Genomic DNA, 22644 nt, shown 5'->3' on the forward strand with positions numbered 1-22644 from the left:
GCACAAGATCAGAACTCCCCGAATTCAATAATCCTGAGATCTGCTTAGCAAATCAGGAGAAACAGCCAGAATGGAAGATAACAGATTCTTGTTTCGCCTCTCTGAGTAACGAGTGACTCGCTTTCGGCGACGCTCTTTGGGAGACTGTCGGTGATGACGAACCGGTACGGCGCTTGGTAGTCTAATTCTCGGAGATCTTCGCTGTCGGATTGGGTATGTTGGCCGGAGTCGGGATCAAAGTCTTCGGCGATTGTTTCGGCATTGCCAGTGTGCGGGTGGTACGAGAGGATGAAGGGGAGAAGGTTTCCGTTGCGGTGAAGGATGTAGTCAACGAGGCCGGATTCGGTTTCTGTGTATTCGACATCGTATGCTCCGACGGTGTATGCGAGGCGTTTGGCGTGGTCGAAGGCGACAGTGCGGGCGAGTTTGTACTCGAACTCGTGGTTGAGCGTGTCTTGCTGTTCGTAGCCTTCGAAGCCGTGGTGTTCCTGTCGTTGGGAGAGGAGGACGAGGTGGCGTGGGTTGCGAAGGTACAATCGGGTGCGGCGGTAGCGTCGCAGGGAGTAGTCCTGAGATTCGGTGACGGCGATCCCTTCGTCAAGCACGTCGAGATAGCTATCAACGGTTCGTCTGTCGACACCGATCTGGTCACTTAGGGCTGTGTACTTGAGTTCCTCACCGGCGTTAGTTGCTGCGATGGAACTGAGCCGGTGGAGATTTTCGGGTTGTTGGATGGATCGGTACTTGGCGAGCTCTTTGTAGAGGAAGAGGAGGAAGTGTGATTTGGAGAGTTCGTTTCGGATCGTTGGGTCGTCTGTCTGGTGGAGAGTGCCGCCTGTGCGCAGGTATGCGCGCGCGGCGTCGTGTAGGTTGTCGCGGTCGTCCGCGTCGAAAATGTCGAAGCAGAGTTCTGAAAGTGTCTCAACTGCAGTGTCGAGACTGGTTTCGGAATCTCTTCCGGAGAGCCCCGTTCGAATCGTCTTGATCGGCGAGGGTCCGTCTAAGTCGGGTGATTGGTACTGTTCGAGTCTGGTTCGGAATTCGTCATCGAAATCGACGCCGAGTCCCTCGCCGATTTGAACGGTGTCGATGAATTTCATCGGGAGAATCGGCCATAATTCGAATTCTTCGATGATGTCGGCGGATTCTGTAGCGGAGAGATCGACTTGAGATGCGACGATGCCGGTCAGGATTAGGTACGTATCCTCGTCGACGGCGTCGAGTAGCTGTGCTTTCCGATCCTCGTCGAGGTCAAGGGCTTGGACATCGTCGAGCAGGATGAACTTTTGTCCTTGACGAGGTGCGACGTGCGTCTGGAAGTAGTCGATGACCTGGTTGAGGCGTTTGATGTCGTCGCCTTCGCGTTCGAGTTGGTATAGGGAGTCCTCTAAGGGGATGTAGAGTATTTGTCGCGGTCCGATTGCGGAGGTGAGTTCGAGTTCTGTGTTTTGGTTCGGGAAGTCTGTCGTGTTGAGGAGCGCTGCGACGAGTTGGTGGAGAAGAGTAGTTTTGCCGATGCCGGTCTGGCCGTGAATTGCGTAGACGAGGCTGTCGACGCCGTCAGTGTAGTGGGTGTTCGCCGTTTTGAGAACGCGGTGGAAATCAGATCGGGGGGTAAGGTCTGTGGCTTGCGATAGTTCTGGAGAGGTACCGTCACCCCACCACTGGTTATGCTGCTCGGCGTCGTCGATGAACTCTTCTGCACTCCCTGTCCCAAGCATAGAGACGATTACTAGGGGCTAGTACAAATATTCACGCATCTCGATGTCCCTATTCAGAGTATACTGACGTCTTGCTGTCTATCGGGCTATGATTGGCAAATTTCCGACGCTCGGTGTCGTTCGGTACTTCCTCATGAATGCCTCATTTGTGGGGAAGAGATGCTTTCTTAGAGTGAGTTGAATCTAAATCTGATTTATCGTGTTTGAAATTCTCCTAGTGAAAACTTATTTATTCTGAGCGTACGTTGGTCGGCGTAGATGGCAGTCAAGGCCGATATCGAGGATGGGGAAGAGATCGACATCGAGCTGCGCGTCACGGGGATTGACGAGTGGGAGCATGATGCCATCGCTCGGAAAATCCAGCTGGAGGACATCGACGGCGCGGCGGTAGATCTGACAGTGTTTCACAACAACGACGTCGCGGACTTCGAATGGCAGATCGGGGAGTGGTGTCTCCTAGAGAACGTCGTCGGGAACGAGTTTCGGGGCGAGATGCAACTCAACCCGGGGTACGACCTTACCGTCACGCTACTAGACGACCCTCCGGCCGCTGCCAGGAGCAATAATTCGACCGGTAGTGAACTCTCGGAAAAGCCAGTCGACCAGTCAGGGGAGAGTGGTGCTGCCGCGTCGGCATCGGATGAACCCAGTGACGAAGAGTTCGTTCGCGGAAGCGAGGTCGATGGTAGTTCGCGGCCGACGGCTGATGGTGGCGGCGAGCTCCTGCATCAACAGCCGCTCTCGGACGGGAACTACTTGCTGCAGTTCGAACTCGGGTCGTTGCCGGAGCTACCGGTTCACGAGTACGAACTCCGGGCGACCGGGAGCGGCGGAATCGACCCTGATGATTTCACGAACGGGATTGAGGGGTTCACGGCGAAAGCGGCGAACTACTACCAGTCACGAATCCAGAGTCCCGTGACGACGGCTGACGCGTCCCGTCGGCGTATCTACGCGACCGAGAAGCTCCACGGTACGATCTCGATTCACGGGTACACTGTCAAGCCGGTCCATCAGGGCGAGAAGACGCTGGAAGCGCGCTCGTACACGAACGACGGCCCGCTTCAGGAGTTCGTCAAGCAAGACGTGAAACGAGCCGTTACTGGTCGCTTCGAGGTGTCCGGGATCGACTCGATCATCGAGCCCACCCCGCAGCGGACCGCGAACAGCGGGTTGTTCGAAGCCTATCGGAAGTACAAGTGCCGGATTCGCGTCGATGCTGACGGGACCGTGATTTGCGGTGTAAACGTCGCATACCATCTCGAATCGACGTTCTCCGCTGCCGACTGGGTGCAACGCGGATACGACATCGCCGGTGTGACCGTCGAGCACGACACGGACCTGTACGACAGTGCGCGCACGGCGACGGTCACGGAGATCATCGACATGGACTACGATGATATGCTGGACGGGCCAGGCGTCCCGATGTCGGAGTACCACGAGAAACACGTCGAACAGGACGTCATCGACTCGATGCGGGCCGGGGATCCAGTCATTGCTAACCTAAAGTACGGGAGCGGCGAGGATTCGATCTTCCCGCAGCTCCTGGAGTACTGTAAGGTCATCCCGACGTTCGACCAGTTGGGCCGCGTCGATGAAACGTTCCTGAACGTCATCCACAACGAGAGCCGGATGAAACCCGAGGAGCGGTTCAACGTCGTCACGTCGTTCGTCGACCTGCTCGGCCCGACGCCGTACTTCGGCTTCGACCCGGTCCCGCAGCCAACAAACGCTGGGTACCGAGAACACAAGACACCGAATATCCCGAACCTGCGGTTCGGTGATGGTCGAACAGGGTACTACGGAGCTGGCGGGCTGGAACGGAAGGGCTACGGCGTGTACAAGGCTCCAGAGTCGTTCGACATCATCGCGCTGTATCCGGACAGCGAACAAGCCGCAGCACGACCGTACGTCCTTTCAATTCTCGGCAAGCTCGCGGACTACGACGGAAAGCCGACGAAGTTCGACCAGGAGACCTACGAACTGGGTTCGGAGTTCCACTACTCCCAGCATGCACAGAAGACGAGCGACTACGACGCGGCGCTAATCGTCGTCCCTGCTAAGGACAAAGCCGCGGCAGCAGACTACGACGACCCGTATCCCGAGTTTAAGCGCCGACTTGGACAACTCGGGGTGCCGAGTCAGATGATCACCATCGACAATCTCGGCAACGACAGCTATCTCGGGAACATCAGCTCGTCTCTAATCGGGAAAGCGGGTGGCGTGCCATGGCGGATCGACGACGTCCCAGGGGACGTTGACGCGTTCGTCGGCCTCGACGTGACCTACGACCACGCGACAAAGCAACACCTCGGCGCGGCCGCGAACGTCATCATGGCCGACGGAACCATCCTCGCGTCCGAGGCCGTCACGAAGCAAGCTGGCGAGACGTTCGACGAGGACGACGTAGCGAACGTCATCAAGCACATTCTAGAAATCTTCGCCGAAGAGGAAGGCCGACCACCGCGGCACGTAGTCATCCATCGTGACGGGAAATTCTACCTCGACATCGAGAGCCTGATCAAGCGTCTCGACAAGGCTAGGGATCTCATCCAGCGGTTCGACCTCGTCGAGATTCGAAAATCCGGGAACCCCCGCATCGCCGAGTACGACGAATCGAAATCACGGTTCGATATCGCGGACAAAGGCGTCGCCTTCCACGTCCACAACGGCAACCACTCCTACCTGACCACGACCGGCGGGAAGGAGGGTAGTCCTGGCACGCCGCGGCCGCTACAGATCGTGAAACGCCACGGATCGACAGATCTCGACACGCTCGCGGAGCAAACCTACTGGCTGTCGGAGGCACACGTAGGGTCGCTGAGCCGGTCCACCCGGCTTCCAATCACCACGTACTACGCCGACAAATGCGCCGACTTCGCCATGAAGGGCTACCTCACCAAGGGTAGCGTCATCCGCGGTGTCCCATACATCTGACCATGCGCCAGTACTGCCACACGCAACCACTCACGCACTCATCGCCACACCGGTAACCCTCGCATGACCAAGACGGAATTCCAAGCAACAGTTGAGTTCGATGATGGCAGCACCGCTGAACTGGAGATGGCTGCCGACAAATCATGGGACAGTTTCCTGAACTACTTCGGTGACGCCCAGCACGTCTACTGCGTCACGTACAGTCAGTCCCCGGCGTTCATCTACAAGATGTTTCAGAACCGGGACCTCGCAGTGGACTCATTGGAAGTCATCGTCGGGGACAACCAGCACGACGACTACCGGCGGTCGCTGAAGAACACGAACAACGCGAAGAAAATCGCCGCGCAACTGGAGTCACTGCGACGAGACGGTGATCTCCGCATCCACACCGTCGATTCTGCGCGCGTCCTCCTCCACACGAAGCTCTACATCGTCGAGAATCAGGACGGGTCTCGCACACTCATCTGTGGGTCGGCGAACCTCTCGAAGCAGGCATGGCAGGGGAGCAAACAAACCAACGTCAACATGGCCTGGCGTACCGACGGGGACACGCCCGTCGACGAGTGGTTCGAACGGCTCTACGCGTTCCACAAGGACTACGCGACGCCGTTCATGGAGGACCTCACGGAGGAGATCGAAGACGCCGAAACGGCAGAAGAAGAGGCGAAGATCTACGACATCTGGCTGGGCGGGGACGAGTTCAGTGACGACCCGGTCGCCGAGCTGAACGCCCGACTCGACGAAGCGGTTGACGACGACCAAGTCAACACGTACAACGTCGTCACCGATGCCGAAGAAGCAGAAAAGGCGGTGTTCGCCGCCGAAGATACGGACACCGACCCAACAGAGATTAGTCCGGACAAACGTGTACGCCTCTCCCCGCAGGGTCTCGAAGACGCCATCTCGAATCTGGACGATACGCTGTCCGCCAATAACATCCGTATCAACGACGGTGAAATCGTAGCGACACCGGCCGGTATCGCACGGTACAAAGAGACCTTCACCGGATACCCCGACCTCAACGTCGACAAGGACGAGAACACAGTCGGGCTGCGAGTTGATGACTCCGTCCTCGAATTAACGGCTCCCCTCCCGGATGATCCGCAGGAAGTCGCTGACGCGCTCGACCTGATCGAGCAGTACGTCGAAACGGTCGGTGAGTTCGGTGAAACGCGAACGACGAAGGAAACGCGGGCACACTTCTACGAGGGAGTTATCTACTTCTGCTGGGCTCCGTTCGCAAACTACTGCGCCCATCACTACGCGGAATACGAATCCGCAGAGCTCGACAAGGATCTACCGTTCCTGTTCCTTCACGGCGACAACGACAGCGGGAAAGGCATGTTCCTCCGATTCGGGGCGCGACTCATCTCGAACGGGTACGTACAGGAAGTCACGACCGGCGACGACTTCATCAAAAACAACATCGAGCGTGCTCGTGCGTCGGACACTGTTTTCCCGTACATCGTTGACGACGTGGCGAAGTCGAAGATTGACCGGGACATCATCAAATCGTACTGGGAGGGGAAGTGGGACGGCTCCATCCAGATGCCGACGTTCATCTTCTCCTCGAACGACTCGACGAAACCGAAATCCGAACTTCGGACCCGCATGAAAACGTTGGATTTCAACGTCAACTTCTCCGAACTGGAGAAGGACGAACGGGAAGCCGCCGCGCAAATCGCTGGCCAGGCGGACAGCTGTAATCTATTCCCGTGGTTCGCCCACCTGTTCTTGCAGCGGGATATCTCGCTGCCAGACCAGTCGGATCGGCTCGCGGATGCTCGGGACGTGTTCGCGGAGCTGTACGCGTATGCCGAGAAGGAACCGCCGGAGTACGTGCCGCTGAAGAAACCCGCCGAACAGGAACACGACCCAGGACGACGGAAGTGGATCAGCGCGCTGTCCGACGGGCTGTGTGAACTCGATTTCAAGGACGACGGGCGTGTTATCGCTGATTTCTCAGCGAACCTGGACCAGCAGCAGTGTTGGCAGTTCCAGAAGGCTACGCCAGCCCATATTCGGGCGAGTATTTACGGGCCGGCAGTCCAGTTTGAAAGCGCAAACAGATTCAAGAATTGGATAGATGAGCCCAGTATCATCGAAGATGCACGACGCGACACCGAAACGGCGGCTGACAACACCGGTGTTCTGTCTCGGGTCACGCGGCTCGTCCGAGGGTAACAACCATGTCTGACCACTCATCTCACCGGCGATTCGACGGGACGCTAGTCACGGCACCGTTCGGGGGCGAAAACGTCGAGCGGACAGCCCGGGACGAATACCGAACGCTACTCAACGAGTACGATTCTGAGGATGTGCTCGTCATCACGGGTGCGCCGACGAGTACGGACACGTTCCGGGAGACGTTAGGTGAGGAACTTCCGGGTGCGGCGACACCGTACGTGACGTCGCTCGTCGTGCACGCGACCGATGTCCTCAATCAGACCGATGACCGAGTCATTCTCTCCGACGCGCTACGCCGAGAACTCCTCCACCGATTCCTCGCCGACTACGAGTGGGACACAGAGTACCTCCAGCGAGCGTCTGAACAACCTTCGTTCATTGAAGATGTGGACGCCGTGATGGGAACGATCTCCTGGCAGACGGTCATGCCCGAGGAAACCCCGGAACTCCGTGATATAACGGCTGCGCTCGACGCGTTCCACGAGTGGCTGGCCGAGTACGGCCACATGGAACGCGGCCAACTCATCTCGGAAGCACTCGATGTCCTCACCGGGGATGCCCGTGACGACGTCGTCGATTTCGAGGCGGTGCTCGCAGTCGAGTTTGAGGAGTTCTTTCCGCTCGACCGCGCGTATCTCGACGCGCTCGCAGGGGACTGTGAGCTCGTCTGTATCGCCGAAAAGAATGCGAGTGTGCGCCGCACGTGGGTCGAAACAGGGCCCGTTACGGACTATGTCACGTTCAGCGAGGCTCGCCGCGGGGCGTCAGAGACGCCGTCAACGCGACCAGCTGCCACAGCAACGTATTTTGCCAAAGAAACGGTCCCGGCAGACCCAGAAACGGGATCGGTGTCCGTCCTCGCTGCAGACTCCAGTGACGAACAACTCGCCGAGATTGCAAACGAGATTGAGGAACTCGTCGCGCAGCCGGATTGGAACTACGACGACATCGCTGTCGCCACGAAACAAAGTGGGAGTTCGGTTACGGACGCAATTGAGGCGTTCGAGCGTGCCGGCATCCCGACGGAATCGACAACAGTCACTGGTTTCGGAGACGATCCTGCGATCCGGGAACTCCTCGCTGCCGTGCGGTATCTCGCTGCCGACGACAAGGACGAGCTGCCTGAACACGGCCCGGATCTTGATACGGAGCGCTTAGACCGCGTCCGGGAGATGGACAGCCTCGAAGATGGGATTCGCTGGTGGGCGACAGACGCAGGGTTGAAAGAGCGGATTGCGGAGCGCGCGACCCCGCTGAACGCACGGGCACAGTTCGGAAATGTCAAGCGGGCGTTCCGGATGACCGCGTTTCTCGAAGAGACTGAGTTTGTGGATGCGACGTGGAGGTCCTTCGAGGAGATGCTCGAACGCGCCCACGAGTACGCACCGCAACAAAACCAGACCAGTGCAACGAACCTTGACGGCGGTGTTCGCGTGGACCACCTGCAGGCGATCAAGAACGAGTCGTTCCGCGCGGTGTTTCTCGTGAATCTCGTCGATAGTGAGTACCCTGGTGACCCGTTCCTGACTCGATTGTTCCCGACCGAGCGGGTCGCATCGATGCGGGACTACCCTGGTGTCACGGACCTCGACGAGCCGGACGTGGATGCGACGTTCCCGACGCTGTCCACGGCGTCGAGTCGGCCGTTCGCTCGGTATCACACGGAGCACGCCCGGCGACGCCTGGCGATTGGGGCTGGCGCTGCTGACGAGCACCTGTACTGTTGTCTCTACGAGTACGAGGACACCGCACTGGAAGAGCGTGCGCAGGCATCGCGGTTCCTCACAGACGCGTACGACACCCTGCCGTGGGTCACTGAATCCGACGATCCACACATCACGAGCGAGCAAGCGGCGGAGGATTTCCTGTTATCGCGGGTTGACGACGCGCTCGCCGCGGTGCGCCGCGCGAACAGTCAGGACGTGACGGTGTCGCTCGACGAGGTAGAAGCGGAACTCGGCGAGATTCAGGACCTGCTCGACAAGAGCGGTACGCGTGGCGAGGAGCTCCGGAAGGCGTTGCGTGCACGTGTCGAGTTTGCTACCGGGGAGGTGCGACGATGAGCCAAGAGTCGCTCTCACCGTCGCGGCTGGCGAACTACGCGACGTGCCCGCGGCTGTACGATTATCGGTACGTACAGGACGTGAACGCGCCGGATCGCACCGAACTCTACCTCAACCAAGGGACGATCTACCACGAGACTATTGAGGACGTGTGTGAGGCGACCAACCGTGGCGACGCTCCGGAGGTGATTCACGAGCGGGCGATGCGGATCTTCGATGCGAAATGGGGCGAACACAGTACTCCGGACGACTACGAATCTGCTGCGCATCAAGAGTACCAGCGTGCTGAGAATCGGGCTGCCATCGAGTCGTTCTTCGCTCCCGATGGCGGCGTCGGTATCGACCACGCCCGCCGCTCAATCGCCACCGAGTGCTGGGTAGAGTGCGAGGTAGACGGGCGGGGGCTTCACGGGAAAGCAGACAACGTCATCCGAACGGACGACGGCCTCCACATCTTCGACTACAAACGGAAAACACACGGAATGCTCTCCGACGGGACAGCCGAATACCTTGGCGACCACCTCGACGGGGAGGCGCACGAGCCGAAGCGCGTGCGGAACGCGTTCCAGACAGCGGCGTACATCGAGGGCGTGAAGAACGAACCGTTCTACGAGGACGGAATGGAGGTCCGGTTCAGTTTCTACGGCCTCCTCAATAGCACGTCGTTCGAGAGCACGGCTGACGGCTACGACGTATCTGCACGTGGATGGGGGCGGGAAACCACTGAGATCTACGAAGACCACTATGACACGATATGGGCGCTCATTCGCGCCGCACACGACGGCATTACGGGCGAGAACTACGGACCGGAACCGTTTGAGCTCATCAGCGAGAAAGCGTGCCCGGACTGTGACTATCGAGAGATGTGTGCTGACCGGCTGTCGACGGAGGTGCGACGATGAGCGGTGACAGTGACGCCTACCCGTCTTGGTTCCCGGTTCCGGAGGAAGATGTGTCACCGGAGCCCCAGCAAGAGACGATCATCGACGCCGACGCGTACCCGATGCGGGTGCTCGCTGGAGCAGGGACGGGGAAGACGTTCACGATGGTCCGGAAGGTGGAGCACCTCATCGACGAGGAGAACGTGTCCCCGGACCGGATTCTTGCGTTGACGTTCACGAACAACGCTGCGGACTCGATGCGTGAGAAACTCAACGCAAAGCTCGGCGCGGCCGGGTACGACATCGACGCGTACACGTACCACTCGATCTGTAACGAGATTCTCACCGACTACGCGTACGACGCCGGAATCGATCCGGACTTCGAGGTTGCCACGGACGCCGAAAAGTACGCCATCGTACTGGACGTCCTGGACGACATCAAGTACCGGTCGGTGAAACCCAACGTGTACGGGGGCGACGGGTACGCGTCAGGAGCCGCATCGAAGTTGCTCAACTTCATCGGGTCGATGAAGCGCAGCGGCATCACGCCCGACGACATCGACGCCTTCCTCGGCTCTGCGGACCGCGTCTACGAACTCGCTGACCTTTCGGAGCGTGTCGAGGCGATTGCAAGCGATCATCTGGGCGGCCGGTCCGTGTCGAGCGTACTGAACTCGCTTCCAGACGTGCGTGCCGACCTCGTTGAGGAACGTGACGCGCTGGGGACGGACGGAATGGAGGCCAGTGCACGCGACTTCCTCGACCGCTTGGTGGATCTTTGCGATGCGCTGGAAGCGGCGTTCGAAGCCCACGAGGCAGGCGAGCGAGAGCTGCCGGACAACGCGTACAAGCTCCCGAAGTACCTACTCGGCGGGTACGCGAGCGGTGCGCCGAAGGGCATCCCGGATAGTCTCGACCTCGAACTCACGGATCATCTCGACTCGTTCCTCTCGGACTGTCTCACGGCCCGTGACCTGACGGCCGGATACGCCGCGTACGAGCGTGAACTCGACGGGCGGAATCTCATCGACTTCGACGGCCTCGTTGTGGAGACAGCCGCGCTGATGGAGTCGCCGGTCGGTGAAGAAATCGCTGCCCGATGGGACTACGTGTTCTGTGACGAGTTTCAGGACACCGACCGCCTGCAGTTCGACCTCGTCACGTCACTCGTCACTGACGACAACCTGTTCGTCGTGGGTGACGACGATCAGGCGATCTACGAGTGGCGCGGCGCGCACGTCGCCAACATCACTGATGAACTCGACCGCGCATTCGCGGCACTCACTGACGAACCCTTAGAGGAGAATTTCCGCTCCCGGCAGCCGATCCTCGACCTGGCGAACGAGGCGATCCAGAAACTCGACCACCGTGAACGTCACAAGACACTGAAGCGCGTCGACGAACCCGAGTACGACGGGGATACTATCGCTACCGTCGAACTGCCGGACGAGGACGATGCAGACGGTGCTGCCCAGCTTCGCACCGTCGTCCAGAATCTGCTGAGCGGTGCCGCTGAGAGTCTCGATGAGGCGTACGACCCGGGCGACATCGCGTTACTCGTCCGGAAGAACGACCACGCGACACCCGTCATCGAGGAATTCGAAGACGCCGGGATTCCGTACCAGGTTGCTGGCGATCTGGCCACGGAATCCGTCGGCGTCGGTACCGTAACAGCCTACCTGAAGGCACTCGCGCGGCCGGACGACGAGGTCAGTTGGAATCGTGTCCTCCTGATGCGGTACCGTTTGTGCGACAAAGACCTCCGCACGCTCAACGCGGGCGATGACTCGCTCGTGGACACGCTCCGCGAGACACCGCTCGACGAGTTCGAGGAGCCTGACCGCGTCGCGGAGGCCCGTAAGCACGTCACGGAACTCCTCGACATCCGGGATTCAGCGTCGCTCAGTCACCTGTACCGCGAGCTCACAGACGTCACGAATATCGAGTGGTATCTCAGCGAGCAGGAACGCCGGGACCTCGCCCAGCTGGAGGACATCATCGAACAGTACGGAGATAGCACTGTTCAACCACCGCTCACCCCGGAGTTCATCGACTCGCTCGAACACTACGACTCCCTGTTCGACGAGAGCGGTTCTTCCCCGACGAGTCAGCCGGATGTTGCCGATGACGCGGTCAACGTGATGACCGTCCACAAGAGTAAGGGCCTGGACTTCCCGGTCGTCCTCATCCCGCAAGTTACGGCCGACGAGTGGTCACCGAGCTCACGAACCTACGATGCGCTCGAAACCAGCCTCTCGGACGGCGCAGAAGCGGCGTTCGCCGAGGACTTCGTCGAGCGTGACGCCCGTGAAACACGTCGTGTGTTCCACGTCGGGATCACGCGCGCCGAAGACGTCCTCGTCCTCCAAGGCGGCACCGAGGGCGACGACGATACTGCGGACGTACACCCGGTTTCAGAGGCGGTTGACGAGATACTGCCATCTCGAATCCCGTGGCAGCCAGAGCGAGGACAACTCCCGATCTGGACCGACGTGCTGGAATGCCTCCCGGATAACGCCGTAGACTGGACAGACACGCTTGCCAGCGGGACCGTCGGGAACATTGGTGGGACCGTCAATCACGACGGCGAAGAACTCACCGTCGAGGCAGCGCGCGACCGCGTGTTAGCCCTCGCAACAGCCAGCCTCAGCGGCGATCTCTCTCCGAGAACCGAGCGGGGGACACTCCAAGTTGCGTCGCTGACCGGCCCGTCAACGCCGTCACCGTCGCTCTCGCACAGCTACACTTCCCTGGCAGCCTACGAGGAATGCCCGCGGAGTCACTACCTGGACTACGTGGTCAACGCGTTCCCTGACTATCAGGACACCATAGGCACGAGCGGTGCTGGGGACGGTGTCTCACAACGCGAAATCGGGTTGTTGTTCCACGACACTGCAGAGCAAGCCGCAAAGCAAGATGCGGAACGCCGTGAGCAGTGGTACGGAATCTGCGAGCGACTCGCCAGTCACCGCCGCGCTGCGGACGCGCTCCCAGGGGCGATACAGTGCATCGACCGGTACTTCGAGTTAGATCTTCCCAGCTACGAGATTGTTGACGCGGAGCGGGAGTTCGAACTCGACATCGATGGACACGAACTCGTCGGCTACATTGACGCTGTCTACCGGACGCCAGACGATGAGCTGGTCGTCATTGACTACAAGGCGACCGAACGCCACCGCGATTTGGAGGACGACAAGCAACTCCCAATCTACTTGTTAGCATGTCGTGACCTGTACGACGACCCAGTGATGCGTGCTGGGTACGCGTACGTCGGCGAAATCGGGCCGAAGGTTGAAACGCGAACGTTCAGTGGCAGTGATCTGCAAGCGGTCAGGGACGACGTGACGACGTCGATGACTCGCATTGCCGAGTTCTCGTTCGGACGGTACACTGCTGGTGAGCACTGTCAGTGGTGCCAACACAACCAACTAGCCTGCGCGCCGGACTCGTTCACTGTCGGTCCAGGGTTCGAGGAGTGACCAGTCGAAACCGGGGAATTGGACGGACGGTAGTCCCGGCTCTCCGGCCTTGTTTTTCCCGAATCTTTCACCGGGCTTGATTCGGTACTCTGTTCACAGTCCAAGCAACTCTCGGTTGGGTCTGGTTGAGTCGTTTTGAGTTCGTGTCGTCTGCCAAGTTCCGCGCATCCTCGGCGGTGTGGTGGCATTACAAAGATTTCATCGAGGAAAGGAGGGATTCCCGGTGGTGCGCGCAGTGTGTTGATCGATTCACTGTCTTTCCGTGGGTGAAGTTACAGATAAATTGACATTATTGGCGATATGGTCGTGCTGTCAGTCGGGCAGGCATGCTGTCAGTCCGGATTTTGCCTTTTAACGGGCTGTGACGTTAGAAATGACGGTATCTCAGGGCTAACCCTTTAATACGACCAGATAATTTCCCGGTTTGCGATGAAACGCGTCATCGACCGGAAACTGTACGACACGGACCGAGCCGAAGAAATTGCCCAGCATACCCCAAACAGGGATCGAGGTGACTTCTACTACCTCATCGAAACGCTATACAAGACCTCAAGCGGGGAGTATTTCCTCCACGGTGAGGGCGGTGCGGCGACCAAATACGCCAAGGCGTGTAGCGGGGGCGGCACGACTGGCGGTGCGGAGATCGAAGCTCTCGACGAGGAAACAGCGCTGGACTGGTGCGAAGAACACAGCATCGACGGTGAGATCGTCGTCGATGAATTCGATCATCTGATCGAAACGTAGCTCCAGCGGCTGCCTCGGAAATCCACTCCTCTCTGAGTGGCGGCGCACTGTGGATCGTTCCCGCAGCGAGGTGTATGATAGACCCAGAAGTCAACAGACTCCACCGTCGAGGAGCGAGTTCCAACGCTCGTGCCTATACGTCGACACCCAGCCCGTCCCTGGTTACGAGCGGCGGGACAGATCACTCACCGGTCACCCCAGTGGGAGTAGAAGCGCGTCACAACGAACAGATCAACGCCGTCATCCGGCAACTCACGACTGACGGCCACGACATTCCGTCGCCGTTCTCGAAGAGGGAACTGTACCGTACTGCTGCCAGCGAAGGGTTTGAAGTGTGGAAGCCAGCGGTGAAGGACCGGTTCACCGACCGTGTGCTTGACCGACTCAACTACAAGTGGGATTCAGTCTCCCAAACATTCACTCCCGTCGTCACGCAGGAACTCACCGAGGATATTCGAAATGCGGCGGGGACAATCACTCCTGCGTTCGACACTGGCCTGTCGGCATCACTTCGCAAGCAAGTTGACAAGTGGTGTGATTTGCATGCTTTCGATTCGTTCGCAACTGGTGCGGCACAGCGAACTGTTGCGCGCCACGGCGTCCTAAGTGTACTCTTGAAGGCGGTGCTCTACGAATGGTATCAGCGTCGCGGCGTCGTTGACCCCCTCTCAGATGCAGAACCACAAGCGTTCCAAAACGCGCATGAACGGACAAATGACGTAGCGTTCGATACGTTTGTTCTCGATCACATTGCAGAGCTAGCTGATAGGGACGAACTGGCATCCGTGGTTGCTCACCGGGACCGGTTGCTCTACTCCACCCGACCAGCTGAAGACATTGGGCGAATCTACGCAGCACTCACGCCAAACGAGTACCGACAGTCACTCGGCCAGTTCCGGACCCCACCCGAAATCGCAGAGACGATGCATTCCTGGGCTGGCCGGGATGGGGGTCATCTCCTTGATCCGGGGATGGGGGCAGGTGTCCTGTCGAGCCCGTACCATCCACGTTGGGAGCTGAACACTGGTCCAGCGCACGTCGATGGGGTTGATCGCAGTTACCTCTCACGGCTCATGGGTGCTACCGCGTTAACCCTCTCCGGGCAGTCAAATACACCACACGCACGTGACTTCCTCAATCTTGAGCCGGACGACCTGCAACGTGACATCGGGGGGATCGTCTGCAATCCGCCTTACACGAGTGGCGATGCGCTGCCCAAAGAATACAAAGACCAGATGAACGCGAGGCTGGAGGAAACGACTGGGATTGACATCAGCGCTCGATCAGCGCTCTATACGTACTTCCTGTACCACTCTCGGTCGTTTTTGTCTTCAGGTGACCATGCAGCATACCTCACACCGGATAGCTTCCTCACGACTGAGTATGGAACACAGCTCAAGCAGTTCCTGCTGGATGAGTTCGCACTCAACGCGCTCGTGCAATTCGATCCTGAAGGAGAATCGGTCTTTGAGGACGCTCAGGTCACTGCCCTCATCAGCTTCGTAGAAGCGACCACTGACGATCCGGACGGAGTCACGCGCTTCATTCGCGTGGACGAGTCTATTGATTCGAGTGCGCTTCGTGAAGCAGTTCAACATGGTGACGAGGGCGAGACAGACTGGGGATTCATCAATCACGTCCAGCAACAAGCGCTCTCACCGGACCGGAATTGGGCTTCGCTGTTCAATCCATGTGACGTCGATACATCCGGACTGACGCCGCTTGATGAACTCGTTACCATCCACCGCGGGAAGTCAACCGGGGACGTAGACCTCTTCTGCCTGACCCAGGATGATGTTGATGAGTACGGCATCCCCGAGCAAGACCTCGCCCGGCTCATCCGCCAGCCAAAACTCGTCAACGGATATGACTTCCGCGACGAGGACTGGGAGAGCTTACGAACTGCTGGAGAGGAAGTGTGGCTCTTAGACCCCGATGAACTACCTGCTGTCCGAGAGTCACAGTGGGAATTCAATAAGCAATTCCACTACGACGCAGATTCGTTGCCACGGAACAGCGCCGGTGAGGTCACAAGCACCGTGTCATATCTGCGGGACGGCGTACGCAAATGCGGAACAGCGGGGGCGAACGTACTCAAAACCCGTCCCTACTGGTATCGCCCCCGTCGACAAGCCTCGCCTCGGGTGTTGGTCCAAGACGCAGGCAGGGACGAATTCACCTTCGTGCTCAACGAGACGACAGCGAGGAACATCCACAACTTCCGCGGATTCTACGACGTGCCCCTCGACGAAACTGAACTGAAAGCGTTGCTCGCATACTTGAATAGTCCCATTGGACAGCAAGTGATTCAAACACAGACCCAGACGCAGCAGGGCGGCTACGAGAAGCTCAGCATCAGCGCGCTCAAAACACTCCCCGTTATCGACCCGAGATCAATCGATGGGTCACTCGTAGAGACTCTCGCAGGACTGTTTGACGAACTACGTGAAACTGCCAGAGAGAGCGGAGACCGTGAGGTGGTCTTGAATCGTCTCAACAGTGTGGTTCGGCAGGTGCTGTGAATTCAACTAATTACGCTTTGTCGACAAGACCTATATTTGTTGCCGGGGAAGTCGTTCTTAGAAAATAGTTCCATGCCAAACCACGTTGCGACGTACCCGACCGACGATCAGTTGGAGCGCTGGAAGCGTGAGGCCAACAAGATGGATATGTCGTTCTCCGAATGGGTACAGGGAATGGTCGAAGCGGGGATGAAGAACTTCACCCCCACGGTCGAACGTGACGAGGGCGTTCACGAACTCCGGGAACAACGGAACGACCTCCGTAAGGAATTAGAAACCACGCGGACGCGCGTCCGGGAGTTAGAAACCGCGCTCTACCAAGGAGAACGAGAAGCGATAGCCGAGTACGTCGAAAACAATCCAGGTGTCGAGTACAGCGAGATCGTCCAGCACATCATGAATTCGACTCCCGAACGGGTGAGTCGTCAATTGGACGTTCTTGACGGTGAACGTGTACAGCGCGATGGGGAGACATTCTATCCGACTGAGGGTGGAGAGTAGTGGTTTCAACAAAGATTGAGGAGCGGTTAGGAGTGTACAAGTCGATTTCAGAGGTGCCGACTGAGTACCGTCTGGAGTCGTTTGCCGCCGGCATCGAAGGCCAAGACGTCTGGTCGGAGTGGAACGAGATCCATTCTGATTCCAAGTGGAAGCGTGCGGAGGCACGTCGCGTCAAGGACCGGTGGAACGACCATCTCGAAAGTACGGGGAGGCACTACGCATTGGCAACGCCGGAAGACGTGGAGTCGTTCGTCGCTGGACTCCTCGACGAGGTTCAGCTTGAACGGGCGTACAAGCCGTACTGGTTGTTCCTTAAGCGGTTCTATCACTGGCTTGTTTGGCACACCGAGTACCCGCACAGATATAATCCAGTACTGATGGCTTCGGCCAACTATCCGGCGTGCGGTGAAGTCTGGGACTACGTTATGTCATTCGACAGAGATTCATTCAAATGACAAACGAAAAACGAAGAGAGATCGCTGACGCCTTCGGGAAAGACTTAGATCCTCTCTCGAAGTTAGAGCAGACCTTCGTCGAACACGAACTCAAACCATTCGACGCGGCACTGGACGATCTCATCGATTACGAAACAACGCCACAAGGAACCATCAACAACTATACGACGCCAATCAGACAGTGGAAGACCTTTATGGAACGCCATAATCGGCACCCAGCATGCCCGGCTGAACGCCACGTCGTCGAGTTCATCACCTACCTCCGGAACGAACGCGAAAATTCGGACAACACGATCAAACCGAAGATTCGGCATTTGAATAGCGTGTTCAAATACTGGCAGTCCGACTCGGCGTTCCCACACGACGACGCGTTCAACCCGTTCGAGAAGGAGTTGCAGAAAGGGTACCTGTCACCCGAAGAGGCGAAAGAACCGCCGCGAGTCTCAGTACCTGACCTCCGCGAGAAACTGCAAGACGTGAACCACTGGCGAGACCGGACCGTCATCGTGACGCAGCTGAAGCTCGGTCTCCGCGCAAGCGAACTGTGTAACATCAAGCTGTCAGAAATTAATATCCGGCATCAAGAACTGCGGGACCACTACGATGAGATGGGGACACACAGGCGAGTACGCGACCGACCAAACTCGGTCTACATCCCCCCAGATCGAGAGCTGAACAAATCGAGTGTCCCCCGAGTGCTCCCGTTAGACGACGAGCTACGACTCCTCCTCATCGAATATCTACTAGTGAGGCCCGACAACGGGAAACCATGGGTGTTCCTCTCCCCGACCCGTCACAACCAGATGAACAACTCGAAGGTCAACGAAATCTGGAAAAATCACTTCCACCCGGAATACCAATTTGACGAGGACGACCCATACCGAAGTATCACCTCCCACTTTGGCCGGCACCGGTTCTCGACCTTCTTCCGGAACGAACGGGGTTGGCAGGAAGAAAAAGTCCAGTACATGACGGGGCACAAAGGCAGCTACGACAGCGACGAACACGACTCGCTCTCCACGTACGTCCACACGTACTACGAAGACATCAAAGATCGATACCTCGACGAGGTGTATAAGTTCGGACTCGGTGTCTAACTCTCAGACGGCCCGAGGTATCCCCACGCCAGAAGGCGGTCGCCGTCCCCCTCGACCCATCGCTCACCGATATCGTCACGGTAGTACATATTCGGCATCACGATGTCATCGATCCGGTCGTACGCCTGCTCACGCGCCGCCTGCATCGTCTCTCCTTTGCCCGTCACGACGATTGGCATCCCGTTATCCCCCGCAGCGCGCCACTGCCCGTCGATCTTCTTCGCGTCTTCAAGATGGATTCCCTCCCGACTCTCAGTCTGAAAGACCACGGCCGCATTCCGGGAGTTCTCATCGTACGTCTTCTCGTCATCGAACGGGAAGGGTGGCAGGACGACGCGGACGCCGATCTGGTACCCATTGTGGACTTCCAATTCTGGGTCATTTCCATGCGCGAGGTCGTAGAAGAACTCCCCCGTCGACGACTCAATAGACTCTTCCTGGAGTGCGATTGTCGGGTACCCGAACCGCGGGGTGAACTCCAACGGATAAATGCCGTTCTCGTTCACGATGCAGTTGATGTCGATGCTCCCAACGTAGCCTTCGTTAGCCAGCCAACCTTCGAGCTTGCCGAAGGTCTCTTGGAACAATTTGTTCTGAGAAGCCCAGAACATCGAGGTTCCCATCTCTCCGGTGGATGGTCCGATGTTTCCTGGGAATAATTTCTTATGCTCAAAATTGAAATTGACCTGATCAATGAACTCCTCACCGTTGAAGAACCCACAAATAGCGATCTCGACGCCCTCGACTTTCCGCTGTAACTGGAACCCTTTCATCCGATGCCCCCACGCCTTCTTGTAGGCCTTCAAGACGTCAACAACGTCACTACCATCGTCTTCGTTGCCGACATAGAGGAGCCGTTTGACGTTCTGGACTTCTCCGAGTGGTTTGATGACGTAGGGGGCTGGGTTCTCCTGGACATGCTGGATACCCGCATCGAAGTCGTGGAAGATGTGGTGCTCGATGGTATTGACACCGTGATCTTCGAGGATCTCCATCGCGTAGCCACGGTCTTCTTCGAGGTGGTCAGTGTTCGGCGTTCCTCCAACGACGGCCTTCCCTTGCTCACGGAGTTCGTTCGCAAGTTGACCTGTGCCGACATCCGAGCCAACCCAGATGTCGTCGAAAATGATGACATCAGCCCACTCAACATCTGCCCGCCAGTCATCCGTTTTCGGCACGAAACCATCGCCGATCTCCTTGTCGCTCTCGGCTTCGATGTGGTACTTCACGTCATGGCCCTCGCGGTGAACCTGCCACGCGAGGTCGGTGATCAGTGCGGCGTCGGCGGAAATGAACAGGAAGTGCTTGGATTCCATTGTTGAGGTTTAAGCAGCGGTAATTTCGGTTTGTGTAGCGACACTCTGCGGCGAATTATATAATAGATCCCGGAAATGGTGTTCGAAGTTGACGCAGACCGGCGTGACGAACCGTCTCCCGTCGAAGAACGCACCCACCGCGACTTCGACGCCGTCGGCACGACGCTGGAGTTCGAACCGCTCTATCTTCTCGCCCCACGAGCGTTCGTACGCCTGCAGGACGCGAATCACGTCCGACCCGTCGTCCTCCTCGCCGACGAACACCAGTCGCTTCACGTTCTGGACCGTCCCGCTCGGTTTCACGACGTACGGCGCGGGGTTCTCGCGAACGAATTCGACGGCGTCGCCGAAGTCGGTGAACTCGCGGTGCGGCAGCGTCTTCACCCCCACCTCGCGCAGTTGCTCCTGTCCGAAACTCCGGTCGTCCTCCAACCGGTCTGTGTACGCCGTCCCCCCGACGACGTGGTGGCCCTCCTCTCGCAACCGCTCTGCGGCCTCTCCGTGACCGAACACGTCGTCGAAGACGACGGTGTCGGCCCAGTCGACGTGCGCCTCCCAGTCGGCGACTTTCTCGACGAAGCCGTCGGCGATGGACGCCTCGTCGTCGTTCTCGATGAAGTACCGGACGTCGTGACCCGCTCCCCGAACCCGCCACGCGATATCGCCGATGAGTCCGTCGATGGAGACGAACAAGAAGTTGGACATGGACGGAGCCACGAGCCGTGTGCGCAAAAATACATACGTCCGGTGGCGAGCGAACGATAGCCGCGTCTGCACCCGATTTCTCGTCCGACCGCACGAGGCCGTACGGTCGAGTGAGTGACGACTTGCAGATGCGACGATACCCTCAACGGCCCGTCTCGACGGTCTCATCGCCGGTGAGACGACGTAGTTGCAGCGAGATTCCGAGGGCGGCGACGAGGAGAACCGCGAGGTTGAACGCCGCCATCACCGGCGCGCGATACTCGGGCACGACGAACGTCGTGACGGTGCGTCCAATCGCGGCGTACAACTGCACCGCAGACACCGCCGCGAGGAGGAGCAGTCCGCCGAGAACGGCGTAGTTCAACGCCGTCGTCAGTCGCTGGACGGTCGAGGGGGCCTCACCGCTGCCGCCCGCGTCCGAACTGGTCTGTTCGCGGTTGGCGTCGTCCGTCTCGTCGTCTGCTGTCTCGGTCGTCATGGCTGGTGTCTCCGTGCGAGTAGCGCGGCCGCGAGGAGGGCGACGAACGCGGCGACGACGCCGAATCCGGGTTGGGACGTGCTCGTCTCCGCGGCGTACGCGGTTCCCGCTTCCGTCGCGGTCCGACCGGCGGCCCCGCCGGACTCGAAGTCCTCCACGCGGAACTCGACTGCCTCTTCGGTCTCGTTCACCGAGATACGTTTCGTCGGGTCGAGGTTCGCGGCGGTGCGGGCGGTTCCGAGGACGACGCCGTCTCGCATCAGCACGGCGTCGAGGTAGTAGTTGTACTCCGCGGGCACCGTCGCCGTCGCCGTCGTCGTCGCGGTTCGGCCCGGTCGAATCGCCTCCACGTCGGTCGTCGTCCGCGCGGCGACGACGTTCGAGTCCGCCTGTCGGAGGACGAACGTGACCGAGAGGTCCTCGGAGGGCGAGTCGCCCGCGTTCGTCAGCGACGCCGACAGTTCGAGCGTCGTCCTGTTCTCGCCGGCGTCGGCGACGGAGAACGCCAGCGGCGGGAGCGCCTCGCGGTCGCTGAACGAGACGGTACTCCGCGCGTACGTCGGCGTCAACGCCTCTAACCCGCGGACGGTTCTCGCGCCTTCGTCGATGCGTTCGTCGTCGCGAAACAGCACCGTCTCGATGCGGTAGCCACCGCTCCGCTCGACGGTGACGTTCGCCGTAACGGGCGTCTCGCCGTCGCCGCGGAGCGTCCCCACGTCGACGGTCTCCGTCGTCTCGACCAGCCCCGACTCGGCGTCGACGACACGGACGAAGAGCGTCACGTTCTCCGTCGGGTTCCCCCAGTGTCGAATCCGCGTCTCGACGCCGAGGGTGACCGTCTCCCCGCGGACGGCCGACTCGTCGTACCCGATACTCGTCTCGCGGAGTTCCGCGGCCCCGGGGCGAACCGGCCCGTTCTCCGTGGGGTCTGCGAGGACACCGGGGACCGTGAGGACTCCGAGGAGGGCGACCACGACGACCCCGACGGCGGCCCCTGCGAGGGCGGCGTCGCGGTTCATGTCTCGATAGAGACGAGAATCCGGCATAGGTTTTGTGCCGCTGACACGTTCTCGTTTCCGCTCTCGCCGAACCGGTCGCGGAAGCGAGGATTTTTGTCGTCTGCCGACGCGTCGTGCGATATGACAACGTACGTGCTGGCGACGAACCACGTCGACACGAGCGCCGTGCTCTGTGACTACCTCCTCCCGCGCCTCTCCGAAGACGACGCGGTCCACGCCGTGAACTCCCACCCGGGCGGTGACGACACGACGAGCGAGGACGTGCGCGACGGCGAGGACGCGCTGAACGTCGTCACCTCGCGACTCGGCGGGTTCGCGACGGTGGAGACGCACCAGTTCGTCCGGGGCAACGAGGTGGTCGAAGACGTCCTCGGCTACGTCGAGGACGTCGACGCCGACGAACTCGTCCTCGGAATCAGAAAGCGGAACCCGACGTCGAAAGTCGTCTTCGGCAGTACGGCCCAGAAACTCCTCTTGAACTCGAACGTTCCGATGGCCGTCGTCCCCCTCGAACAGGTGGAGTGAGAGCGTCGGCCGTC

Annotated in this window: 16 protein-coding genes; 11 read left to right on the forward strand and 5 right to left on the reverse strand. The window is 59.1% G+C overall.

Features of this window, described 5'->3' with window-relative positions; all coding sequences use genetic code 11:
* Positions 1–44 precede the first annotated feature (44 nt).
* Entirely contained in the window at positions 45–1721 is a 1677-nt protein-coding gene (locus BM282_RS10895) for an AAA family ATPase (RefSeq protein ID WP_089880658.1), read from the reverse strand.
* Positions 1722–1979: 258 nt separating this feature from the next.
* On the opposite strand from BM282_RS10895, the gene BM282_RS10900 reads away from it, so the two are divergent.
* From BM282_RS10900 to BM282_RS10945, 10 genes are all read left to right on the forward strand, one after another.
* Positions 1980–4658 carry a Piwi domain-containing protein gene (locus tag BM282_RS10900; protein ID WP_089880661.1) on the forward strand — a complete coding sequence of 893 codons (2679 nt, stop codon included), beginning with the start codon at positions 1980–1982 and terminating at the stop codon, positions 4656–4658.
* Between the two features lie 63 nt (positions 4659–4721).
* Positions 4722–6842 (forward strand): phospholipase D family protein, encoded by a 2121-nt coding sequence (locus BM282_RS10905; protein WP_089880664.1) that lies wholly within the window; start codon positions 4722–4724, stop codon positions 6840–6842.
* A gap of 5 nt (positions 6843–6847) precedes the next feature.
* On the forward strand, positions 6848–8908 hold the full coding sequence (locus tag BM282_RS10910; RefSeq protein ID WP_089880667.1) for a DNA helicase UvrD: 2061 nt from the start codon (positions 6848–6850) through the stop codon (positions 8906–8908).
* Complete coding sequence (locus tag BM282_RS10915; RefSeq protein WP_089880670.1) at positions 8905–9810, forward strand: RecB family exonuclease; 906 nt, start codon at positions 8905–8907, stop codon at positions 9808–9810. Before BM282_RS10910 ends, BM282_RS10915 begins: the two co-directional genes overlap by 4 nt.
* Positions 9807–13268: an ATP-dependent helicase gene (locus tag BM282_RS10920; protein WP_089880672.1), complete on the forward strand. Its 3462-nt coding sequence runs from the start codon at positions 9807–9809 to the stop codon at positions 13266–13268. Before BM282_RS10915 ends, BM282_RS10920 begins: the two co-directional genes overlap by 4 nt.
* A gap of 429 nt (positions 13269–13697) precedes the next feature.
* Positions 13698–14012 (forward strand): hypothetical protein, encoded by a 315-nt coding sequence (locus tag BM282_RS10925; protein ID WP_089880675.1) that lies wholly within the window; start codon positions 13698–13700, stop codon positions 14010–14012.
* Positions 14013–14212: 200 nt separating this feature from the next.
* Positions 14213–16534, forward strand: coding sequence for an Eco57I restriction-modification methylase domain-containing protein (locus BM282_RS10930; RefSeq protein WP_217642701.1), 2322 nt, complete (start codon positions 14213–14215; stop codon positions 16532–16534).
* A 72-nt stretch (positions 16535–16606) separates the two neighbouring features.
* Positions 16607–17035, forward strand: a complete 429-nt coding sequence (locus tag BM282_RS10935; RefSeq protein ID WP_217642702.1) for a hypothetical protein — start codon at positions 16607–16609, stop codon at positions 17033–17035.
* Positions 17035–17490 carry a hypothetical protein gene (locus BM282_RS10940; RefSeq protein ID WP_217642703.1) on the forward strand — a complete coding sequence of 152 codons (456 nt, stop codon included), beginning with the start codon at positions 17035–17037 and terminating at the stop codon, positions 17488–17490. The genes BM282_RS10935 and BM282_RS10940 overlap by 1 nt, the downstream gene beginning before the upstream one ends.
* Positions 17487–18587: a tyrosine-type recombinase/integrase gene (locus BM282_RS10945; RefSeq protein WP_089880676.1), complete on the forward strand. Its 1101-nt coding sequence runs from the start codon at positions 17487–17489 to the stop codon at positions 18585–18587. Before BM282_RS10940 ends, BM282_RS10945 begins: the two co-directional genes overlap by 4 nt.
* Here the strand turns inward: BM282_RS10945 and BM282_RS10950 are convergent.
* The 4 genes from BM282_RS10950 to BM282_RS10965 form a co-directional block, all read right to left on the reverse strand.
* Positions 18584–19903 (reverse strand): phosphoribosylamine--glycine ligase, encoded by a 1320-nt coding sequence (locus BM282_RS10950; RefSeq protein WP_089880679.1) that lies wholly within the window; start codon positions 19901–19903, stop codon positions 18584–18586. The two genes, BM282_RS10945 and BM282_RS10950, sit on opposite strands and share 4 nt — an antisense overlap.
* 9 nt (positions 19904–19912) lie before the next feature.
* Positions 19913–20608, reverse strand: a complete 696-nt coding sequence (locus BM282_RS10955) for a phosphoribosylamine-glycine ligase (protein ID WP_089880681.1) — start codon at positions 20606–20608, stop codon at positions 19913–19915.
* Positions 20609–20750: 142 nt separating this feature from the next.
* On the reverse strand, positions 20751–21086 hold the full coding sequence (locus BM282_RS10960; protein ID WP_089880683.1) for a hypothetical protein: 336 nt from the start codon (positions 21084–21086) through the stop codon (positions 20751–20753).
* Positions 21083–22105, reverse strand: a complete 1023-nt coding sequence (locus BM282_RS10965; protein WP_089880686.1) for a DUF7490 domain-containing protein — start codon at positions 22103–22105, stop codon at positions 21083–21085. Before BM282_RS10965 ends, BM282_RS10960 begins: the two co-directional genes overlap by 4 nt.
* Positions 22106–22225: 120 nt before the next feature.
* Between BM282_RS10965 and BM282_RS10970 the strand changes: the two genes are divergently transcribed.
* The gene (locus BM282_RS10970) at positions 22226–22630 is read left to right on the forward strand and encodes a universal stress protein (protein ID WP_089880688.1); all 405 of its coding nucleotides are present in this window, start codon (positions 22226–22228) and stop codon (positions 22628–22630) included.
* The last annotated feature ends 14 nt before the right edge of the window (positions 22631–22644 follow it).

Origin of the sequence: Halogeometricum limi (genome assembly GCF_900115785.1) — an archaeon.
GTDB classification, from domain to species: domain Archaea; phylum Halobacteriota; class Halobacteria; order Halobacteriales; family Haloferacaceae; genus Halogeometricum; species Halogeometricum limi.